Origin of the sequence: Streptomyces monashensis (assembly GCF_001866665.1) — a bacterium.
GTDB classification, from domain to species: domain Bacteria; phylum Actinomycetota; class Actinomycetes; order Streptomycetales; family Streptomycetaceae; genus Streptomyces; species Streptomyces monashensis.
Genome location: NZ_MLYO01000018.1, coordinates 157,960 through 179,337, shown reverse-complemented (window position 1 = coordinate 179,337; position 21,378 = coordinate 157,960). Strand labels below are relative to the sequence as shown.

The following is a 21,378-nucleotide window of genomic DNA, read 5'->3' as shown; positions in this document are numbered from 1 at the left end:
GTCACCGCGCCGCCACCAGCGTCTCCGCCGCCTCCTCCCGCAGCGCCGTCGCCCGCAGCGGCCCGTCCACCGCGACGAGCTCCGCGTACCCGCCCCGCTGCACCACCCGGCCCGCGTCGAGGACGATCACCTCGTCCACCGCGTCCAGCCCCGCCAGCCGGTGCGTGATCAGCAGCGTCGTACGGCCCTCGGTGGCGGCCAGCAGATCGGCGGTGAGCGCGTCGGCCGTCGGCAGGTCCAGATGCTCGGCGGGCTCGTCGAGGATCAGGACGGGGAAGTCGGCCAACAGGGCACGGGCCAGCGCGAGCCGCTGGCGCTGACCGCCGGACAGCCGCGCCCCGTGCTCGCCGACCAGCGTGTCCAGTCCGTCCGGCAGCGAGTCCGCCCAGTCCAGCAACCGGGCCCGGGCCAGTGCCCGGCGAAGCTCGTCCTCGGTGGCGTCCTTCCTGGCCAGCAAGAGGTTCTCGCGCACCGAACTGTCGAAGAGATGCGCGTCCTGCGCACACAGCCCGACGAGCCGCCGTACGTCGTCACCGGCCAGCGCGTACGCGTCCACACCGCCGAGCGTGTATGCGCCCTCCTCCGGGTCGAGGAACCGCAGCAGCACCTGCGCGAGGGTCGTCTTGCCGGAACCGGAAGCCCCGACCACGGCGATCCGCCTGCCCTGCTCCAGCGTGAGGTCGAACCCGGCCAGCGCCTCCCGCCGCTGCCCCTCGTACCGCGCGGCGAGCCCCTTGACCGCCAGCGGGAACGGCGAGGCCGGCGCCTGACGCGGCCGCTCCGGCTCGCGCACGGGCTCCGTGGCGTCCAGCACCTCGTACACCCGCTCCGCGCTGCGCCGCACCCGCTGCCGGTGGCGCACGGCGAGCGGCAGCCCCAGGACCGCCTCGAAGGCGGCCAGCGGGGTGAGGACGAGCACGGCCATCGCCACGCCGCCGAGCCGGCCCGCCGCCACCGCCTGCGCGCCGAACAACGCGGTGGCGGCGACGGTCAGGCCGCAGATCAACGCGGTGAGGCCGTCGCCGAGCGCGGTGGCCACGGCGGCGCGCGAAGCGATCCGGGTGAGGCTGCCGTCGGCGCGCCGGGCCGCGTCCTTACGGGCGGGCAGCGCACCGGCGACGGTCAGTTCGGCGGTGCCGGTGAGCAGATCGGTGACGCGCGTGGCGAGCACACCCCGCGCGGGCGCCAGCCGCGTCTCGGCACGCCGGGCCACGGAGGCGGTGACGAAGGGAACACCGACACCGGCCGCCGCCAGACCGACCGCGAGGGCGGCTCCGGCCTCGGGCAGCAGCCACGCCGTGAAGCCGACGGAGCCGACCGAGACGAGGACGGCGACCGAGGCGGGCAACAGCCAGCGCAGCCAGTAGTCCTGGAACGCGTCCACGTCCACGACCAGCCGTGTGAGCAGATCACCGCGCCGGGGGCTGCGCAGTCCGGCAGGCGCGAGCCGCTCCAGACGTCGGTGGACCGCGACCCGGGTGTCGGCCAGCATCCGCAGCACGGCGTCGTGCGACACCAGCCGCTCGGCGTACCGGAACACGGCCCGCCCGATCCCGAAGGCCCGCGTCGCCGTCACGGCCACCATCAGATAGAGCACGGGCGGCTGCTGCGAGGCCCGCGAAATGAGCCACCCGGACGTCGCCATCAGCCCGACGGCACTGCCGAGCGCCAGCGCCCCGAGCACCAGCGCGAGCACGAGCCGCCCGCGCAGGGGCCGGGCAAGCCCGCGAACCCGGGCAAGCGGGCTGCGGGGCCGGGCAGGGGTCTGCACCGGCAGATCTACCGCGTCTGTCGCCTCTGCCGGGTCACTCTCCAGCCGAGAGTTGCGGATGGTGGGCAGGCAAGGGCGGGGGTCCAGGGGACGGAACTCCCCGGCAGGGCCGCGGCCGGTCAGCCGCACGACCCTGTCGGCCACATCCAGCAGCGCAGGCCGATGCACCACAAGCAGCACGGTCCGGCCCACCGCCAGCCGCCGTACCGCCGCCACGACCTCCGCCTCGGTCTCCCCGTCCAGCGCGGCCGTCGGCTCATCCAGCAACAGCACAGGCCGGTCGGCGAGAAACGCCCGAGCCAGCGCCAGCCGCTGCCGCTGCCCTGCCGACAGCCCGGCCCCGTCCTCGCCGAGCACGGTCTGTGCCCCTTCGGGCAGCGCGTCCACGAACTCCAGCGCGCCCGCGTCCCGCAGGGCCCGCCGTACGGCACCGTCGTCCGCGTCGGGCCGGGCCAGCCGTACGTTCTCCGCGATGGTCCCCGCGTACAGGTGCGGCCGCTGCGGCACCCAGGCGATCCGCGAGCGCCACTCCTCCAGGTCCAGGCCGGCCAGCTCCGCGCCACCGATCCGCACCCGGCCCTCGGCGGGCTCCACGAAGCCCAGCAGCACGTTCAACAGCGTCGTCTTGCCCACACCGCTCGGCCCGACCAGCGCCACGGTCTCGCCGGGCTCGACGGTGAACGACACGTCGGTCACCGCGTCCGCCGAACGGCCGGGGTAGCGCACGGTGACCCCGTCGAAGACCATCGCACCCTCGGGCACCGCACCCGTGCCGGACGCCGGGACCGGCGTCTCCAGCACCGCGAAGATCTCCTCCGCGGCGGCCAGCCCCTCGGCCGCCGCGTGGAACTGTGCCCCGACCTGGCGCAGCGGGAGGTAGGCCTCGGGCGCCAGCACCAGGATCACGAGACCGATGTACAGGTCCATGTCGCCGTGGACGAGCCGCATGCCGACCGTCACCGCCACCAGGGCCACCGACAGCGTGGCGAGCAGTTCCAGCGCGAAGGAGGAGAGGAAGGCGATCCGCAGGGTCTGCATGGTCGCCTGCCGGTACTCGCCGGTGATCCGCCGGATGGACTCGGCCTGTGCCTTGGCCCGGCCGAACACCTTCAGGGTGGGCAGACCCGCGACCACGTCCAGGAAATGGCCGGACAGCCGAGACAGCAGCCGCCACTGACGGTCCGTCCGGGACTGCGTGGCCCAGCCGATCAGGACCATGAAGAGCGGGATGAGCGGCAGGGTACCGACGATGATCGCCGCCGAGACCCAGTCCTCGGTGACGATCCGCGCCAGCACCGCCACCGGCACCACCACCGCGAGCCCCAACTGCGGCAGATACCGCGAGAAGTAGTCGTCCAGGGCGTCCACGCCCCGCGTGGCCAGGGTGACCAACGAGCCGGTCCGCTGACCGCTCAGCCATCCAGGACCGAGCGCCGCCGCCCGGTCCAGAAGGCGACCGCGCAGTTCGGACTTCACCGCCGCGCTCGCCCGATGGGCGGCGAGTTCGGTCAGCCAGGCGACGACCGAACGACCCGCCGCCACGGCCACCAACAACAGCAGGGGAGTGCGCAGTTCGGCGACGGACCGCTCGTGCTGGAAGGCGCCGACGACGACCTCGGCGATGAGCGTCGCCTGGGCGATGACCAGCCCCGCGCCGACGGCTCCCAGGCCGACGACCGCCACAAGGAAGAGCCGTGTGGCGTGTGCGTAGCGCAACAGACGCGGATCGATTGGTTTCACGTGAAACGTGCCCTTCGGTCCAGCGGGTGTGTTTCACGTGAAACACACCCTTGGCGGACTCAGTGCGCGATATCGGCGATGTGCTGCGTGCCGATCCGCTTGCGGAACACCCAGTACGTCCAGCCCTGGTAGAGCATGACGAGCGGGGTGGCGATCGCCGCACACCAGGTCATGATCTTCAAGGTGTACGGGGTCGACGAGGCGTTGGTGACCGTCAGGCTCCAGTCCGCGTTCAGGGTGGACGGCATGACGTTCGGGAAGAGCGACAGGAAGAGCATCGCCACGGCGGCCACGATGGTGAGACCGGACAGGGCGAACGACCATCCCTCGCGCCCGGCCTGGTTGGCCGCCAGAGCGGCGACCAACGCGGCGACCGCCGCGATCAGGGCCACCAGACTCCTGCCGTTACCGCTGTGGGCCTGCGTCCACAGCAGGAAGGCGAGCGCCACGACGGCCGCGACGAGACCGACCCGCAGGGCCAGCTTCCGCGCCCGCACCCGGATGTGCCCCACGGTCTTGAGCGCAGTGAACACCGCGCCGTGGAAGGTGAAGAGCGTGAGCGTGACCAGACCACCGAGCAGGGCATAGGGGTTGAGCAGGTCCCAGACGCTGCCGACGTACTCGAAGTGCTGGTCGATCTTCACGCCCCGCACGATGTTCCCGAAGGCCACGCCCCACAGGAACGCCGGGATCAGCGAGGTCCAGAAGATCGCGTGCTCCCAGTTGCGCTGCCAGTTCTCCTCGGGCCGCTTCGCGCGGTACTCGAAGGCGACACCCCGGACGATCAGGCAGACCAGGATGACCAGCAGGGGCAGATAGAAGCCGGAGAAGAGGGTGGCGTACCAGTCCGGGAAGGCGGCGAAGGTCGCGCCGCCGGCCGTGAGCAACCACACCTCGTTGCCGTCCCAGACGGGCCCGATGGTGTTGATCAGTACCCGGCGCTCCGGCCGGTCGCGGGCCAGCAGCTTGGTGAGGATGCCGATCCCGAAGTCGAAGCCCTCCAGGAAGAAGTAGCCGGTCCACAGGACGGCGATCAGGACGAACCAGACGTCGTGAAGATGCATGACTGTTCCCCCGGCCTAGTAAGAGAAGGCCATCGGCTTGTCGGCGTCACGGGTGTCGCCGCCGATCTTCGTGGGCGGGTTGAGGTCGGCCTCGGTCAGCTCGGGCGGACCGGCCTTGATGTACTTCGCGAGCAGCTTGACCTCGACCACGGCGAGGATCGCGTACAGCGACGTAAAGACGATCATTGAGGTGAGGACCTCGGCCTGGGAGACCCCGGGGGAGACCGCGTCGCGCGTCTGGAGGACGCCGTAGACGACCCACGGCTGGCGGCCCGTCTCGGTGAAGATCCAGCCCCAGGAGTTGGCGATCAGCGGGAAGGCCATGGTCCAGGTCGCGATGCGCCAGTACCAGGGGGACAGCTTCGAGCCGAGCGCCTGGTTCTTGAACAGCACCAGGTGGGGCACCTCGTCCTCACCGACCCGCAGATGCCGGGGCAGCATGAACTTCTTGCGGGTCAGCCACAGCCCGGCCAGGCCGATCGCGAAGGAGGCCATGCCGAAGCCGATCATCCAGCGGAAGCCCCAGAAGGCGACCGGGATGTTGGGCCGGTAGTCGCCCGGGCCGAACTTCTGCTGCTCGGCCTTGTTGACGTCGTTGATGCCGGGGACGTACGAGGTGAAGTTGTCGTCGGCCAGGAACGACAGCAGGCCCGGGATCTCTATCGCCACGGTGTTGTGGCCCTTCTCCACGTTGCCGTAGGCGAAGATCGAGAAGGGCGCCGGCTTCTGGCCGTCCCACAGCGCTTCGGCGGACGCCATCTTCATCGGCTGCTGCTTGTACATGACCTTGCCGAGGGTGTCGCCGCTGATCGCGGTGAGCATGCCGGCGATGACCACGGTGATCAGGCCCAGCCGCAGCGTGGTCTTCATCTCGCGGATGTGCTTCTTGCGGGCCAGGTGGTAGGCGGAGATGCCGACCATGAAGGCGCCACCGGTCAGGAAGGCCGCCGTCAGGGTGTGGAAAGCCTGGCTGAGGGCGGTGTTCTGGGTCAGCACGGCCCAGAAGTCGGTCAGCTCGGCGCGCCCCCTGGCCTTGTCGATCTTGTAGCCGACCGGGTGCTGCATCCAGGAGTTGGCGGCGAGGATGAAGTACGCCGACAGGATCGTGCCGATCGAGACCATCCATATGCAGGCCAGATGGATCTTCTTGGGGAGCTTGTCCCAGCCGAAGATCCACAGGCCGATGAAGGTGGACTCGAAGAAGAACGCGATCAGCGCCTCGAAGGCGAGCGGCGCACCGAAGATGTCACCGACGAAGCGCGAGTAGTCGGACCAGTTCATGCCGAACTGGAACTCCTGCACGATGCCGGTGACCACGCCCATGGCGATGTTGATCAGGAAGAGCTTGCCCCAGAACTTGGTCGCCCTGAGGTACTTCTCCTTCTCCGTGCGCACCCAGGCCGTCTGGAGCCCGGCCGTGAGGGCGGCCAGGGAGATCGTCAGCGGGACGAACAGGAAGTGGTAGACGGTGGTGATGCCGAACTGCCATCGCGCCAGTGTCTCCGGCGCCAAAGCCAATTCCACGTCGTCAGCTCCTTACTTCGCCGTGGTAGCGGCAGTTTGCCCCTTTTGCCGTACACATCATGGGAGCAATCGGGGCGCGCTTGTGAACGCGTTCACATTCACAAGCCATTATGACGCACTGATTTTCAGCCTGGGGAGGCGGGGTGGCTCTACTGCCACGAAGTCAAGACCTTGGCAGCGACTTCAACATATTGTTGAATTGCACGCCATGCAGATACGGATCTCCTGGCCCGCGGGGCACATCACCGCGACCCTCGACGCAGACACGCCGACCACGCAGGCCCTCGCCAAGGCACTGCCGTTCTCCTCCAGCGCCCACACCTGGGGCGAGGAGGTGTATTTCGACACAGGTGTCTCTGTTTCACGTGAAACGGACGCCCGACAGGTCGTGGAAGCGGGCACCGTGGCCTTCTGGACGGACGGCGACGCGCTCGCCCTCCCCTACGGCCCCACGCCGATCTCGCGAGGCGACGAGTGCCGCCTCGCGAGTCCGTGCAACATCCTGGGGCGCCTCGACGGAGACCCCCGGGCCCTGGCGACCGTACGGGACGGCGACCCCGTCCGCGTGGAGCTGACCGGCGACCAGGACTGACCCTCGTACCGAGGGCTACAGCTCCTTGCGGAACGACTCCGCCACCTTCAAGAAGATGTCGTTCGCCTCGGTCTCGCCGACCGTCACCCGCACACCCTCGCCGGGGAACGGCCGAACCACCACTCCGTGCTGCTCACAAGCCTGCGCGAACGCGACCGTACGCTCCCCCAGCCGCAGCCAGACGAAATTGGCCTGCGTCTCCGGCACCGTCCAGCCCTGGCCGCGCAGCGCGTCGACCACGCGCGTGCGCTCGCACACCAGCGAGCCCACCCGGCCCAGCAACTCGTCCTCGGCCCGCAGCGAGGCGATGGCCGCCTCCTGCGCGATCTGGCTGACGCCGAACGGCACCGCCGTCTTGCGCAGCGCCGCCGCCACCGGCTCATGGGCGATCGCGAAACCGACGCGCAGCCCGGCAAGCCCATAGGCCTTGGAGAACGTGCGCAGGACGCAGACGTTGGGGCGGTTCCGGTAGATGTCGACGCCGTCGGGCACTTCGAGGTCGCGGATGAACTCCCGGTAGGCCTCGTCCAGCACCACCAGCACGTCGCCGGGCACCCGGTCGAGGAACCGCTCCAGCTCGGCCCGCCGCACCACCGTGCCGGTCGGGTTGTTGGGGTTGCAGACGAAGATCAGCCGTGTCCGGTCGGTGATCGCCTCCGCCATCGCGTCCAGGTCGTGCACATCGCCGGGCGTGAGCGGCACCTGCACCGACCGGGCGCCACTGACCTGCGTGATGATCGGGTACGCCTCGAAGGACCGCCAGGCGTAGATCACCTCGTCGCCGGGCTCGCAGGTGGCCTGGACGAGCTGCTGGGCGACGCCCACGGAGCCGGTGCCGGTGGCCAGGTGGGAGAGCGGAACACCGAAGCGCTCCGACAGCTCGTTCATCAGCCCGGTGCAGGCCATGTCCGGGTAGCGGTTGAAGTCGGCCGCGGCTGCCGTCACGCTCTCCATCACGCCGGGCAGCGGCGGGTACGGGTTCTCGTTGGAGGACAGCTTGTAGGCGACCGGCCCCTCGGCCGCGGCGGGCTTGCCCGGCTTGTAGGTGGGGATGCCCTCCAGCTCGGCGCGCAACTTCGGGCTCGTCTCGCTCACCGCAGTCCTCCTCGCAACCCCGGCGGACCGTCGACGCCGCCGGCTTCCAATACTCCACACCTTATGAGGATTCGGCGCCCGTGCGTACAGGTTCCGGGGACGGCAACAGGAGAACCTCGCCGCTCCTCGGCCGCATCGCGGGCATCCCCGCACGAAGGCGTACGTTTCCGGGGGCGCGCCGTACATATATCTATGCGCCGGTGGCTCGCGCCGTGGCGCGCATCCCCCGTGCAGGTGAGTTGAGACCTCTTCGAAACATCAGGCACTTGGCAGGTCCACACGCGTCGCCACGTCATGTCCTACCCCTGGATCGTTCAACTGTCTTTCTTTCTAAGGCAGTTGACCCTGTATGACCATGCAGAAACGTGCCTGTCAACGCGTGCATATGCGTCCGCACTACCCCACCGCATGAGCCCTACTATCGGCTCGCCATGACAGCAGCAGGGAAGCACCAGGTGAGCCGCGCGGAAACCTCACGTCGAGGCAGTCGGCCGGGCCGGGCGGGCATCAGAGACGTGGCCGCCGCCGCCGGAGTCTCCATCACGACCGTGTCCGACGCCCTCAACGGCAAGGGCCGGCTCCCGGATGCCACCCGGCGCCATGTCCGCGAGGTCGCCGACCGTCTCGGATACCGCCCTTCGGCCGCCGCCCGCACCCTCCGTACCGGCAAGTCGGGTCTCATCGGCCTGACCGTGACGACGTACGGGGATGAACCTTTCACCTTCACGGAGTTCGCCTACTTCGCGGAGATGGCCCGGGCCGCCACGTCGGCGGCGCTCGCCCGCGGCTACGCCCTCGTCATCCTGCCCGCGACCTCCCGCCACGACGTGTGGTCCAACGTCGCCCTGGACGGCACGGTCGTCATCGACCCCTCCGACCAGGACCCGGTGGTCAGCGAGCTGGTCCGGCAGGGGCTCCCGGTCGTCTCCGACGGCCGCCCGGCCGGCGCGCTGCCCGTCACCGCCTGGGTCGACAACGACCACGAGGCCGCCGTACTCGGCATCCTCGACCATCTCGCCGACGCCGGTGCCCGCCGTATCGGCCTGCTCACGGGCACCTCGACGGACACGTACACGCACCTGTCGACCACCGCCTATCTGCGCTGGTGCGAACGGGTCGGCCAGACCCCGGTCTACGAGGCCTATCCCGCGCACGACCCGTGCGCGGGCGCCGTCGCCGCGGACCGGCTCCTCGCCCGCCCCGACCGGCCCGACGCGGTCTACGGCCTGTTCGACCCCAACGGCACCGACCTGCTCGCCGCCGCCCGGCGCTACGGGCTGCGCGTCCCTGACGATCTGCTGCTGGTGTGCTGCAGCGAGTCCACGGTGTACGCCAGCACCGAGCCGCCCGTCACCACGCTCTCCCTGAAGCCCCGCCGCATCGGCACCGCGGTGATCCAGCTCCTGATCGACGCCATCGAGGGCGTCGAGTCGGACCACCCGGTCGAGCAGGTGATACCGACCGAGCTGATCGTGCGCACCTCCTCCCAGCGGCGTCCCCCGCGCACGACGGTGAGTCCGCCGCGGTCACCGGACAGGGCGTAAGGCCGCACAGAGCGGGGCGCGCGCCCCGTACTCTCGGCGGCCGGTGGAGGGGACCCGGCGGCCCGGACCCCCAGTCGGCCGGGGGTCCGGTCGGCGTGAACCACGCCGAACACCTGCCGAAACGGGGCGAAAGCGGCGGTGAACTGGACTCCTGTTCCGATTCACCACCCCTGGGTCATCACACGGCGCGACGCGCATTCCTATGATGGGCCCACGACACCGCGGACCGCTGCGACCAGGCAGTCCGAAGCGGTGCAGCTGCGGCGCGATGGTGGAGGGGTCTGATGACTCAGGGGGCCGGTCAGGGACCCGAGGTGGAGCGGACGGCGACGTTGCGCGACTTCCGGGTACCGGCGTACGTCCACGAGACCGGTCCGTACGTCCGCACCGCCGACCCCGGCGACGCTCCGCAGCCCCACCCGGGCGAGGCCGTGCCGCCCGCCGGCGAGGCGTACCCCGACGGCTACACGCCCACCCGGCGCGACCTGCCGGTCATCACCCGCACCGACACCGTCCAGGTCCACGTCGAACCGGCGCCCGCGCCCCCGGCGCCGCAGCCCGCGTCCGGCTCCGGACCGCTGTTCGTCGTCGGCGACGTCCACGGATACCTCGACGAACTGATGACCGCACTCCAGGAGCAGGGGCTCGTCGACGCCTCGGGCCAGTGGTGCGCGGGCGACGCCCGGCTGTGGTTCCTCGGCGACTTCACCGACCGCGGGCCCGACGGCATCGGCGTCATCGACCTCGTGATGCGGCTGTCCGCCGAGGCGGCCGCGGCGGGCGGCTACTGCAAGGCCCTCATGGGCAACCACGAGCTCCTGCTGCTCGGCGCCAAGCGGTTCGGCGACACCCCCGTCAACTCCGGCGCCGGCACCGCCACCTTCCAGGCGGCCTGGCTGCTCAACGGCGGCCAGAAGACCGACATGGACCGCCTCCAGGACCACCACCTCCAGTGGATGGCACGCCTCGACGCCGTCGAGGAGGTCGACGGCTATCTGCTGGTGCACTCGGACACCACCGCCTACCTCGACTACGGCGACTCGATCGAGGCGGTCAACGACACGGTCCGCGAGACCCTCACCCGCAATGACGCGGACGAATGCTGGGATCTGTTCCGCAAGTTCACCAAGCGCTTCTCCTTCCGTGACGAGGGGGGTGCAGACGCCGTCCGTTCCCTCCTCGATACGTACGGCGGTACCCGCATCGTTCACGGCCACAGCCCGATCCCCTACCTCCTCGGCGAAGTCGGCTCCGAGGACGGCGAGGAAGGCAGCGGCCCGGTCGTGGAGGGACCGCACGTGTACGCCGACGGGCTCGCCATCGCGATGGACGGCGGAGTGACCATGGCCGGAAAGCTACTGGTCCGACAACTTCCTCTGGATAACTGACCGTTCTCCGGGAAGGCGTCCCCCCGGCGGAGTACGCGCAGGCCGGAACGCAATTTCCGCAACCCCCTGTCACCGCGCACCGTCACGGCTCTACCATCGGCTTATCCGTAGCAGGCTCCCCTCCGTTTCTGCCCGACGGCTCGCCGGCGTGCGAGCCCCAAGCCCTACGGAGCATCGGGGGATGCACATGAACAGCGTTCCGCAGCACCTGCTGAGCGAGGACCGCCAGGAATTCGAGCGGCTCCTCGACGAGGCGCTGCGCTCCGCACCACACCGACCGGAACTGGCCGCTGTCGGACAGCGGCTCAACTCCGAACAGCTGCGCACCATGGCGCTCAACGCCACCGCCCTGATCACGGAGGCCGCCGCAAGCGAGTACGAGCACTACATCGAGGTCCGCGACGAACTGCGCCACCCGGCGATGGCCCCCGCCCTCAGCGGCGATTCCGGTTCCGCGGAGCCGGGTCCGGCCGCGACCGGACTCGCCACCGCCTTCGGCGAGTCGGCCGAGAACACCGGCGCGGGCGCCATCGCGGTCGTCGCCGTGCTGGCTCCCGTCCTGTCCGGGACCGCCGCGGCGATCTTCCTCCTCATCGGCTACATCCTGAAGACGCTGAATCCCGGCCAGACCTTCGGCGACACGATGCTCACCGCCGGCTGGGTGTTCGGCGCCGTGACCGCGGCCGCGATCCTCGTCGCCGCCGTCGGACTGCTCCTCACCGCCCTGCGCAACAGCTCCTCGGCCCAGGCCCAGACGCTGAACGCGGCGCACAAGGAACTGGACCGGGCCAGAGAGGCCTGGCGCAGCGCCCTGCTGGAGCGCGGGATCCTGCCGTTTCTGCGCGAGGCGCTCGCCGAGCCCGGACCGGCCCCCGCACGGCTGCGCACGACCCCGTCCGCCCCGACCGGCCGGATGCCCCGCCTGGGCTACGACCGCCCCGGCTTCAGCAGCCCCGACAACGGCACCGAGTCCGGCCATACGGGTTTCACCAGCCCCGACTACACAAGCCCGGACTTCGGCGGCCCGGACCACCGTCCGGAATGACCCACGACAGCCGACAGCCGACAGCCCAGGCGACCCCGGGGCGGCCGGCGAACCGGGGGCTGCGCGACGCCGGGTGGCCGGGGGCCTCGGCGCGGCCGACGGCCCCCAGGGGGCCCACGATGCCCGGTGGCCAGGTGAACCCGGTGACCTCAGAGCGGTCTGCGTCCCGGCGCCCTACGGCGACCCGTGGACCGAGTGACTCCACGGCGGCCCGCGCCCGTTGTGGCCCGGTCGGCCTGGTCTGTTCGGCGCGGGCCCAGTCAGCGAGAGCCCGTTCGGCGTGGGTCCGGTCAGCCGGAGCATGGCGGATGGGAGCCAGGCCGGGGCGGGGCGGGACCAGCCGGTGTGGTGTGGGCTCGCGCGGGCGGTCGGCCGGTCGCGCGCCGGTCTCCGCGGCGGCTGCGGCTTCGTGACGGCGTACCGCACCGGTGCCTCGTCATGTTTCAGCGCACCCATGCCCTCGGCGCATCCCGGCGTGCGGGCTCCTCGCCCTGCCCGGCCGCACGGCCGCCTCGGCATGCCCCGCAGTCCCGCAGCCCTGCAGCCCCACGCCCCGAACGAGCCACGCGCGGCGGCAAGTCCACCGGGGTTGCGTCTCCGCTGTGCCGTACGCGGGCGGCGGCGTGTGCCGTTCAGTACCAGCGGCTGAACGCGGGGACGCCCAGCCCGGCGCCGGCCGCATGGCGCAGTACGTCGAGCAGGCCGTTCAGCCGGTCCGCCGCGGCGAACTCCGGTGCGTCGCGCATGCCGGTCGTCCAGTCGCCGATGCGTCTCAGCATCCTGGCCCGCCGCTCGCCGTCGATACCCAGGGCCCGCTCGGCGTCGGGTGGAGCGGTGCACATTCCGTCGGCGGGGGGGCAGGAAGTGCCGAACCGGCCCGGCAGGAGAGCGGCCGCCCCGGCCTCCAGGGCGTAGTACAGCGCGGCAGCCGGACTCGCCTTGCGGGCGACCGCGCAGGAAACCCCGTCCGCGCCCTCACCCGGCATCAGCTCCAGGCTCGCGTGCCGTATCGCCTCCGTCGCTTCGGTCTCCGGATGGGCACCGCGGACGAAGTCCGCGCAGCGGCTGCCCGCCGCGGACGGCCGCAGGGCCGCCGGGTCGTTCCCTCTCCGTGCGAACAAGGGCTCGTCGTCACAGGCCCGGCGCCACCAGGCCGGCGTCTCCGCGAAGCCGTCAGGCTGCGGACACCACCCTCCGCCACGAGGCGGCCGAACTCTCCCGGCGGCGCGGCCACCGCCCGGTCGGGCACGGCGCCGACGACCCACGTTCCGGTCGCACTCATCGCATGGCTCACAGAATCCTGAGTTCCAGGAGATAGACGCACACGACCACGACGGAGACCAGCTTCCCGGACGCCGAACGGCCCAGCCAGACCGGCCACACCCCGTCTCCTCCGGTGGCGAACTGGATGAGGTCAGCGCCGGTCGCGCTGTCCGCGGTGCGCACACCGTAGCTGTCGCCGACCCGCTCGCCCGCGTGCTCCTCGCCGTCCATGCTGTAGCGCCGGTACCTGTCCGCGAGGGCGTCCCACGCGGCGGAGTCGGCGAAGCTGCCCAGCGCGGCATCCGTGGCGAAGCCATAGGCCTCGTGGTCCCGCAGCAGCCTGGGATCCTCGCCCTCGGCGAGCGCCGGCTCCCAGGTGACCGCCGGTTCGGCGTCGACCAGGAGCCGCACGGCGGCGCTCTCCTCCGTCGGGAACACCTCGCCGTCGTACTCCAACTCGTAGCTGAGCACGGTCTCCTGCACCGGGTACGCGCCCGGCGGGATGCGCTCCAGCAGTTCGCGCTGCCCGCCGTCGTCCGTCGTCAGGGGGCAGTCGACGGCGAGTCTGCCGCTCGGCACCCGCAACACGGCGATCTCCCGCACGGCGGCGACGGTCATCTCCGGCTCGTCCTTCGTGGCCAGCCGCGTACCGGGCCGGAACAACTCGCCGAGGTGGGACGGTGCGGTCGGGCGCGGCGGCAGCCAGGGGGACGGCGTCGCGGCCGCGCCGTCCGCAGCGGTGGCGGGCGCCGCCGGGTCGTCCGCTTGCCGGCCGCGCAGGGACGGTGCGGCCAGGAGCGGGCTTCCGACGCCGCCCACGCCGAACTGCGCCCGGTCCCGCCGGCGCTCGGCCTCCGGCACGTCCGGGCGTCCGTGCCGTGACGGGCCCAGGACGCCCTGCGGCTCGGACACCGTGCGCCCCCTGCCGTCCGGGTAGAGGTCCGTCGTCGTGCGCCAGGCGTCCTGCGCGAACTCGGCCTGCTCCGGGGAGTCGTAGCGCCACTGCGACCGGTGGCGCAGGAAGAGGCGTTCCGGTTCGAGCAGGCGCCAGTCCAGCTCCTGCGTACGGCGGCCCCGCTCGTCGTACGCCCACACCCCCACGTAGTGGTCGGCCCACGCCACGAGATGGACCTCGACCGGTACGGTCCGCCCCGGCACCCGGTGGACCATCACATACGGCTGCTCCGCCCGGTCCCGCGCCTCGGCCTCGGCCCGCGTGAGCGGTTCCAGGGCTCCGTACGAGGACAGATCCCACCCCTTGGCGTACGACACCAGCACGGTACGTCCGTCGTCGGCCATGTCGATTCCCCCTCCACGCCTGACAGGTTGCTGCGCTGGAATCGACCGTAGCGTCCGCCTCTGACAACGGGCCGGGGACCGAGCGGCGGGCGCGTCGCAGCTCTGCGTGCGGTACGCCCGAGCACCTGTGAGCGCGGCCGGGGCGGTGCTCACGGCCTTCGTCTGTGAGCACCGCCCCGGGGAGCCGTCAGTCGGCGATCGGCAGGTACACCCTGTTGCCGCTCGCCGCGAACTCCTTCGACTTCTGGGCCATGCCCTCCTCGATCTCGACCCGGCTGCCGCCGTGTTCGCGGCGGATCTCCTGCGAGATCTTCATGCTGGACATGATCAGCCCTGAGTCTCACGCTCGTCGAATGTCTTCCTGGCCGCCTGGAATGCGGCGATATTCGCCTGCGACCAGTCGGTGATGCTCTGCACCAGCCCACCTGCCTCCTGGCCCAGTTTGGTCAGCTGGTACTCCACGCGCGGCGGCACGGTCGGGAACACAGTCCGTGTCAGCAGGCCTTCGCGTTCCAGCGCGCGCAGGGTCTGCGTCAGCACCTTCGGGGTCACGCCATCCAGCCGCCGCCGCAGTTCCGCGAACCGCATGGGTCGGCCGTCCTCAAGTGCCACCAGTACCAGCATGGTCCACTTGCTGGCGATCAGCTCCAGCACGGCACGCGTGGGGCAGTCACGCAGGAAGACGTCCACGCCACCGTGTTTCCTCAGGTCGAAGCCGGTATCCATGAGGAACCTCGATATCAGATAAGTGCCTTCTTCCGTACTGTTATCACTCGGGCCGACCATGGGACGCACCGCGACCCACTGACAAGGAGTTCTGATGTCCGCCCGCATGCATGCCATCGTCCAGTCCGCGTTCGGCGGCCCCGAGGAGCTCACCTACACCGAGACCGACGTGCCCGAGCCCGGCCCCGCTGAGGTATTGCTGCGGGTCGCCGGTGCGGGAGTCAACCCGGGTGACGCGGTACTCCGCGCTGGTCGTGTGCCGGAGCTCGTCACCCTGCCGTGGACGCCGGGCAACGACGTGGCCGGTGTCGTCGAGCAGGTCGGTGAAGGCGTTACGCGGTTCGCACCGGGCGACAAGGTGTACGGCATGCTGTCGGTCACCCGACACGGCGCGTACGCCGAGTTCACTGCCGTGCCGGCCGACGCGCTGGCTCTCGCGCCCAAGAACCTCGGCCTGGTGCACGCGGGGGCTGTGCCTCTGGCCGCGTTCACCGCTTGGCAGGCGCTGGCCGTGCTGGCCCGTGTTCAGCCCGGCGACCGTGTACTGATCCACGCGGCGGCGGGCGGCGTCGGTCACGTCGCGGTGCAGCTCGCCAAGGAGTTGGGGGCGCACGTCATCGGTACCGCACGGGCGGCCCGCCATGACCTCCTTCGCGAACTGGGTGCCGACGAACTGATCGACTACACCACCACCGACTTCCGGACGGCCGTGGCTCCGGTCGACGCGGTCCTGGACCTGGTCGGCGGTTCCTACGGGCCGCGCTCTCTCGATGTGCTCCGGCCGGATGGTCTGCTCATCGGCGCGTCGATCGACCCGGGTACGGACGAGCGGCAGGCAGCCGCCCGCGGACTGCGCTATGCATGGGTCGCGTCCGAGCCCTCCGGTGAGTTGCTGGATCGGATCACCGAACGCATCGAGGCAGGTCGGCTACGGGTCACGGTGCAGCAGACCTACCCGCTAGCCGAAGCATCGGAGGCCCACCGCACCATCGAGGCCAAGCGCACCATGGGCAAGATCGTCCTTGTGCCGTGACCGACTGGATCACCAAGCAACCGGCATGGTCCGCGCTTCGCGTGACGCCCTCACGTCGACTCGGAAACGCGGACCGCTTGCAGCCGGAACTCAGTCCGCGATCGGCAGATACACCCGGTTCCCCGCCTCGGCGAACTCCTTCGACTTCTGGAGCATCCCCTCAGCGACCTCCTCCGCCGACGCCCCCTCAGCCGCCGCGCCACCGAACCGCTCTGTGATGCTTTGGCTAATCTTCATGCTGCAGAACTTCGGCCCGCACATGGAGCAGAAGTGGGCCGTCTTCGCGGGCTCGGCCGGCAGGGTCTCGTCGTGGAACTCCCGTGCCGTGTCCGGGTCCAGCGCGAGGTTGAACTGGTCCTCCCACCGGAACTCGAAGCGGGCGTCGGACAGCGCGTCGTCCCATTCCTGCGCGCCCGGGTGTCCCTTGGCGAGGTCGGCCGCGTGGGCGGCGATCTTGTAGGTGATGACGCCGGTCTTGACGTCGTCCCGGTTGGGCAGGCCCAGGTGCTCCTTGGGCGTGACGTAGCAGAGCATCGCCGTGCCCCACCAGGCGATCATCGCGGCACCGATGCCGGAGGTGATGTGGTCGTACGCCGGGGCGACGTCCGTGGTCAGCGGGCCGAGCGTATAGAACGGAGCCTCATCGCAGATCTCCTGCTGAAGGTCGATGTTCTCCTTGATCTTGTGCATCGGGACGTGTCCCGGGCCCTCGATCATGGTCTGTACGTTGAAACGCTTGGCGATCCGGTTGAGTTCCCCGAGCGTCCGCAACTCCGCGAACTGCGCCTCGTCGTTGGCGTCCGCGATCGAGCCCGGCCGGAGGCCGTCGCCCAGCGAGTACGTGACGTCGTAGGCGGCGAGGATCTCGCACAGCTCCTCGAAGTTCTCGTACAGGAACGACTCCTTGTGGTGCGCGAGGCACCACGCGGCCATGATCGAGCCGCCGCGCGAGACGATGCCGGTCTTGCGGTTGGCGGTGAGCGGCACGTACGGCAGCCGGACGCCCGCGTGGACGGTCATGTAGTCCACGCCCTGCTCGGCCTGCTCGATGACCGTGTCCTTGTAGATCTCCCAGGTCAGCTCCTCGGCCCTGCCGTCGACCTTCTCCAGGGCCTGGTAGAGCGGCACCGTGCCGATGGGAACGGGGGAGTTGCGCAGCACCCACTCGCGCGTCGTGTGGATGTTGCGGCCGGTGGACAGGTCCATGACCGTGTCGGCGCCCCAACGGGTCGCCCAGGTCATCTTCTCCACCTCCTCCTCGATGGAGGAGGTCACCGCGGAGTTGCCGATGTTGGCGTTGACCTTCACCAGGAACCGCTTGCCGATGATCATCGGCTCGATCTCCGGGTGGTTGACGTTGGCCGGCAGCACCGCGCGGCCGGCCGCGATCTCGTCGCGGACCACCTCGGGCGAAACGTTCTCCCGGATGGCCACGTACTCCATCTCCGGAGTGATGTCGCCCTGGCGCGCGTACGCGAGCTGCGTCACCGCCTGGCCGCTGCGGCCCCGGCGCGGCTGGCGCGGCCGCCCCGGGAAGACCGCGTCGAGGTTGCGCAGCCCGCCGCGGGGCGACGTGTGCTTGATCCCGTCGTCCTCGGGGCGGACGGGACGACCCGCGTACTCCTCGGTGTCGCCGCGGGCGATGATCCAGTTCTCCCGCAGCGGCGGCAGGCCCCTGCGGACGTCGGTGTCGACGTCTGGATCGGTGTACGGGCCCGACGTGTCGTACAGCGTGACCGACTGCCCGTTGGTGAGGTGCACCTGGCGGACCGGCACGCGCAGGTCGGGGCGCGAGCCCTCGACATACGCCTTGTGCCAGCCGATGGACTTCCCGGTCTCCTGGGACTTCTCGTCCTGAACGGAGACAGGCGTGCGTGCGTCCTTGTTGGTCATGAGACCTACTCCCTACGCCGGCATTACCCGGTAACAGGTTCGGCGGTCGACGCAGCGGTGTCCGTCTGCCGGTGCTTCCTGTGGAACAGGCTTCGTTCCACGTGAAACATCGCGAATACGGAGGTCAGCGCCCTCTCAGCCCGGTGCTCCGAGCTCCCGCGTGTGCAAAGGTGCCTCCACGCTAGCGTCATATGTGGCGTACTGAACAGTGGGCCCCCGGGCGTTCTTGCAATGATCGGGCGATGACCAGGATGGAGCAGTACCCGTACCAGCCCCCCGAGCCGCGCCACCGGGACGGCTCAGCGGCAGGCGACGGCCACGGCCGGGCCGCCACCGCGCCGGGCCCCGGGCACGGTTCCGGGCGGGGATCCGGCGAGGATGACGACCACCGTCACGACCGCGGCCACGCGCACGGGCATGGGCACGGGCAGCCGCAAGCTCCTGGTCACGGACACGGTCACGGTCACAGCCATGGGCCCGCCGCGCCGGTATCCCGGCACCTGCGCAAGGTCATCGCGGCGATCCTGATCCCTTTCACCGCCGCCGTCGTAGTGGGGCTCGTGGTGCTGTGGCCGGGCGGTGCGCCGCCGCACAAGCGCACCGGCGTCGGCTTCGACCAGCAGACCCAGCAGGCCACGGTCACCCAGGTCGTCGAGGTCAGCTGCAAGTCGGTGAACGCCTCCGGCGAGACCCCCACCGGCGACACCACCACCGCCGAGGGCAACTCGGCCCAGCAGGAGGCGAGCGGCACCTGCCACAAGGCCGTCATCCGGATCGACACCGGCAAGGACAAGGGCCGCACCTTCACCGAGATCGTGCAGCCCGACCAGCCACGGCAGCTGCACCAGGGCGAGAGCGTCGTCGTCGCATACGAACCCTCAGCGCCCAAGGACCTGCAGTACTCCGTCACCGACGTCAACCGCCGCTTCCCGATGGGCCTGCTGGCCGGGATCTTCGCGCTCGCCGTCGTGATCGTGGGCCGGCTGCGCGGCGTCATGGCACTCGTCGCGCTGGCGATCAGCTTCATGGTGCTGAACTTCTTCATCCTGCCCGCGATCCTGCAGGGCTCGAACCCGCTCCTCGTGGCGGTGATCGGGTCCAGCACGATCATGCTGATCGCCCTCTACATGTGCCACGGCCTGTCCGCCCGCACATCGGTGGCCGTGCTCGGCACGCTCGCCTCACTGGCACTGATCGGCATCCTCGGTTCACAGTTCATCGACTGGGCCGCGCTCACCGGCAACACCGACGACCAAACCGGCCTGATCCACGGCCTCTACCCGAAGATCGACATGAGCGGTCTGCTGCTCGCCGGCGTCATCATCGGCTCGCTCGGCGTCCTGGACGACGTGACCGTGACGCAGACGTCGGCCGTCTGGGAGCTGCACGAGGCGAACCCCTCGCTGGGCTGGCGCGCGCTGTACCGGGCGGGCATCCGCATCGGCCGCGACCACATCGCGTCCGTGGTCAACACTCTCGTCCTTGCCTATGCCGGTGCGGCCCTGCCGTTGCTGCTGCTGTTCTCGATCGCGCAGAGCAGTGTCGGAACGGTGGCCAACAGCGAGCTGGTGGCCGAGGAGATCGTGCGCACCCTGGTGGGCTCGATCGGGCTGGTCGCCTCTGTCCCGGTCACCACCGCGCTCGCCGCGCTGGTGGTCTCCGCCGACCGCCCCGGCCCGCATGCCCTGGCCGACAACGGCGCGCAGCTCGCCCCGGCTCGCGGCGGCCGGGGCCGACGCCGCAAGCGGTGAGCGTCCGCCCCGGCGGAGGTGAGTCAGCGGCCGCCGCCGGATGTCCCGCAGCGGGTGAGGAACATCCCTACGGATCAAAGAAGCGTTCCTGCACAGCTCCACGCATCAGATGGAGGACCTGAGCCCCCTGCCGTAACGCTTCAGCCGGCGCTCTGTTCCTCGGCCAGGATGCGGTCCAGGGCCTCCTCCAGATGCGCGTCGAAATCGGCGAGCGCACCCTCCTGCCCGAGTGGCACCAGCTTGTCGGTGCGGTCCAGGAAGGCTACGAGCGGTGGCGTCGACGAGCGGAACAGCGCCTGGTCACCGCCGACCTGAAGCCTGATCAGCACTTCACCGAGCGCCTCGGAATCCACGGGGGCGATGTGCACATCCCCTTCCCCGCATGGCCGGCCGACGCCATCGATCAGCAGCTCGCGCCCGAAAGCCCAGGTCACCGGGGCATCACCGGGCAGATGGAAGGTGAGCCGCACGGCATAGGGATCATCGGTCTCGTAGCGCAACTCCACCGGAATACGGAAGGAGAGCTCCTCCGAAACGAGAAAGCTCATGATGACTTCTGCCTGTACGGACTCGCGCATCGTCTACCCCGTCATATGACATCGACTGGCTGGGAGTGGCCCTCTAAGCGTGGGTCAAATCTTGCTGAACGTACACAGCACATCACAAGGAGTAAGTTTTCAGATACTGATAGAGAGACTGAGGGTCCCCAGGTGGCGCCCGATCTCCGACTGAAGCCGATGAGCCGCGGGCAGCAGCCTGTCGGCCTGGCTCACGGGCATAGACATGGCCATCGTGGCCACGGTGGTGCCGACCGTGATCGGGACCGCGGCACAGACCGTCCCGAGCACGTACTCCTGGCGCTCCACCACCGGCTCCATCCGCCGCGTGCGGGCCAGCCGCCGCAGCAGGGCGTCGTTGTCCCGCACCGTGTACGGCGTGATGGGCTGCACGGGATAGCGGGCGAGGTGGTCGCGGCGGGCGTCCTCGTCCAGCTGGGAGAGCAGACACTGCCCGATCGCGTGCGCGTGGCCGGTCGCCCGGAAGTCCGCCCACTCCTCGACCGCGGGCACCTCGGGGGAGTCGGAGACGCACATGACCTCGATCTCGCCGTCCCGGTACATCGCGTAGTACACCGGCACACCGATGGCATCACGCCAGTGCGCGAGCGTCTCCGCGACCGCGCTGCGACGTTTCTGCTGTGCTCCGCTGCTGCCCAGCCGCTCGGCCGCGTCGCCGAGGAAGAACAGCCCCTTCTCACGGCGCAGGTAGCCCTCGTGGACCAGGGTGCGCAGCAGGTGGTACGTCGTCGGCAGGGCGAGGCCGGTCTCGCGCGCCAGTTGTTTGGCGGGAGCGCCGTAGGCATGCCCGGCGACCGTCTCCAGCAGGCGCATCGCGCGCTGGACCGACCCGATGAGCGTCGCGGCGGCCGCGGGCTCCGGGGCGTCCGCGGAGTGCGGCTGGACGAGCAGGGCCGAGGAGGGGCGTGGGCCGGAACCGGCCACGGAACGCGGCCGGTTCGAGTCGCCGGGCGGCGGTGGTCCGGCGGCGTCCGGGGAGCGGGAAGGACGGGACGCGTCAGCGGGAAGGGCGGCGGAGTCGATGTCCGCCGAGTGCGGCTGTCCGGGGACGGCCACGGTGGGCGCGCGCCGT

General features: G+C 70.4%; 16 protein-coding genes and 1 pseudogene. 6 read left to right on the top strand and 11 right to left on the bottom strand.

Annotated features, from left to right (window positions below; genetic code table 11):
• Position 1: 1 nt before the first annotated feature.
• The 3 genes from cydD to BIV23_RS10925 are packed head-to-tail and all read right to left on the bottom strand — an operon-like array spanning position 2 to position 6,099.
• On the bottom strand, positions 2 to 3,511 hold the full coding sequence (cydD, locus tag BIV23_RS10935) for a thiol reductant ABC exporter subunit CydD (protein WP_071380592.1): 3,510 nt from the start codon (positions 3,509 to 3,511) through the stop codon (positions 2 to 4).
• 59 nt (positions 3,512 to 3,570) lie between these two features.
• Positions 3,571 to 4,575: a cytochrome d ubiquinol oxidase subunit II gene (cydB, locus tag BIV23_RS10930; protein ID WP_071380591.1), complete on the bottom strand. Its 1,005-nt coding sequence runs from the start codon at positions 4,573 to 4,575 to the stop codon at positions 3,571 to 3,573.
• A 15-nt stretch (positions 4,576 to 4,590) separates the two neighbouring features.
• Entirely contained in the window at positions 4,591 to 6,099 is a 1,509-nt protein-coding gene (locus BIV23_RS10925) for a cytochrome ubiquinol oxidase subunit I (RefSeq protein WP_071380590.1), read from the bottom strand.
• 208 nt (positions 6,100 to 6,307) lie between these two features.
• Between BIV23_RS10925 and BIV23_RS10920 the strand changes: the two genes are divergently transcribed.
• On the top strand, positions 6,308 to 6,691 hold the full coding sequence (locus tag BIV23_RS10920) for a cyclophilin-like fold protein (protein WP_071380589.1): 384 nt from the start codon (positions 6,308 to 6,310) through the stop codon (positions 6,689 to 6,691).
• Positions 6,692 to 6,706: 15 nt separating this feature from the next.
• On the opposite strand, the gene hisC is transcribed toward BIV23_RS10920, so the two are convergent.
• Complete coding sequence (gene hisC / locus BIV23_RS10915; protein ID WP_071380588.1) at positions 6,707 to 7,786, bottom strand: histidinol-phosphate transaminase; 1,080 nt, start codon at positions 7,784 to 7,786, stop codon at positions 6,707 to 6,709.
• Positions 7,787 to 8,217: 431 nt separating this feature from the next.
• Between hisC and BIV23_RS10910 the strand changes: the two genes are divergently transcribed.
• The 3 genes from BIV23_RS10910 to BIV23_RS10900 all read left to right on the top strand — a co-directional run bounded on the left by BIV23_RS10910 (position 8,218) and on the right by BIV23_RS10900 (position 11,763).
• Complete coding sequence (locus tag BIV23_RS10910) at positions 8,218 to 9,330, top strand: LacI family DNA-binding transcriptional regulator (protein WP_079173074.1); 1,113 nt, start codon at positions 8,218 to 8,220, stop codon at positions 9,328 to 9,330.
• 284 nt (positions 9,331 to 9,614) lie between these two features.
• Positions 9,615 to 10,718 carry a metallophosphoesterase gene (locus BIV23_RS10905; protein ID WP_071380586.1) on the top strand — a complete coding sequence of 368 codons (1,104 nt, stop codon included), beginning with the start codon at positions 9,615 to 9,617 and terminating at the stop codon, positions 10,716 to 10,718.
• Between the two features lie 181 nt (positions 10,719 to 10,899).
• Positions 10,900 to 11,763, top strand: a complete 864-nt coding sequence (locus tag BIV23_RS10900) for a hypothetical protein (RefSeq protein WP_071380585.1) — start codon at positions 10,900 to 10,902, stop codon at positions 11,761 to 11,763.
• A gap of 632 nt (positions 11,764 to 12,395) precedes the next feature.
• On the opposite strand, the gene BIV23_RS10895 is transcribed toward BIV23_RS10900, so the two are convergent.
• The 4 genes and pseudogenes from BIV23_RS10895 to BIV23_RS10880 form a co-directional block, all read right to left on the bottom strand.
• Positions 12,396 to 12,884: a hypothetical protein gene (locus BIV23_RS10895; RefSeq protein ID WP_071380584.1), complete on the bottom strand. Its 489-nt coding sequence runs from the start codon at positions 12,882 to 12,884 to the stop codon at positions 12,396 to 12,398.
• A gap of 169 nt (positions 12,885 to 13,053) precedes the next feature.
• Positions 13,054 to 14,325: a DUF4241 domain-containing protein gene (locus BIV23_RS10890; RefSeq protein ID WP_071380583.1), complete on the bottom strand. Its 1,272-nt coding sequence runs from the start codon at positions 14,323 to 14,325 to the stop codon at positions 13,054 to 13,056.
• 187 nt (positions 14,326 to 14,512) lie between these two features.
• Positions 14,513 to 14,644, bottom strand: a pseudogene (locus tag BIV23_RS53180) (thiamine biosynthesis protein ThiC); the annotation flags it as partial.
• Between the two features lie 8 nt (positions 14,645 to 14,652).
• Entirely contained in the window at positions 14,653 to 15,051 is a 399-nt protein-coding gene (locus BIV23_RS10880) for a winged helix-turn-helix transcriptional regulator (protein ID WP_071380582.1), read from the bottom strand.
• Positions 15,052 to 15,145: 94 nt separating this feature from the next.
• On the opposite strand from BIV23_RS10880, the gene BIV23_RS10875 reads away from it, so the two are divergent.
• A complete protein-coding gene (locus BIV23_RS10875; protein WP_071380581.1) occupies positions 15,146 to 16,084 on the top strand; it encodes an NADP-dependent oxidoreductase in 939 nt (312 codons plus the stop codon).
• A gap of 90 nt (positions 16,085 to 16,174) precedes the next feature.
• Here the strand turns inward: BIV23_RS10875 and thiC are convergent, their stop codons facing one another.
• Entirely contained in the window at positions 16,175 to 17,977 is a 1,803-nt protein-coding gene (thiC, locus tag BIV23_RS10870; RefSeq protein WP_071380580.1) for a phosphomethylpyrimidine synthase ThiC, read from the bottom strand.
• Positions 17,978 to 18,219: 242 nt separating this feature from the next.
• Between thiC and BIV23_RS10865 the strand changes: the two genes are divergently transcribed.
• The gene (locus tag BIV23_RS10865; RefSeq protein ID WP_071380579.1) at positions 18,220 to 19,728 is read left to right on the top strand and encodes a YibE/F family protein; all 1,509 of its coding nucleotides are present in this window, start codon (positions 18,220 to 18,222) and stop codon (positions 19,726 to 19,728) included.
• Between the two features lie 140 nt (positions 19,729 to 19,868).
• Here BIV23_RS10865 and BIV23_RS10860 read toward each other — a convergent pair whose 3' ends face one another.
• Both BIV23_RS10860 and BIV23_RS10855 read right to left on the bottom strand, forming a co-directional pair.
• Positions 19,869 to 20,306: an SsgA family sporulation/cell division regulator gene (locus BIV23_RS10860; protein WP_071380578.1), complete on the bottom strand. Its 438-nt coding sequence runs from the start codon at positions 20,304 to 20,306 to the stop codon at positions 19,869 to 19,871.
• A 99-nt stretch (positions 20,307 to 20,405) separates the two neighbouring features.
• On the bottom strand, positions 20,406 to 21,140 hold the full coding sequence (locus BIV23_RS10855) for an IclR family transcriptional regulator (protein ID WP_425443476.1): 735 nt from the start codon (positions 21,138 to 21,140) through the stop codon (positions 20,406 to 20,408).
• Positions 21,141 to 21,378: the final 238 nt, after the last annotated feature.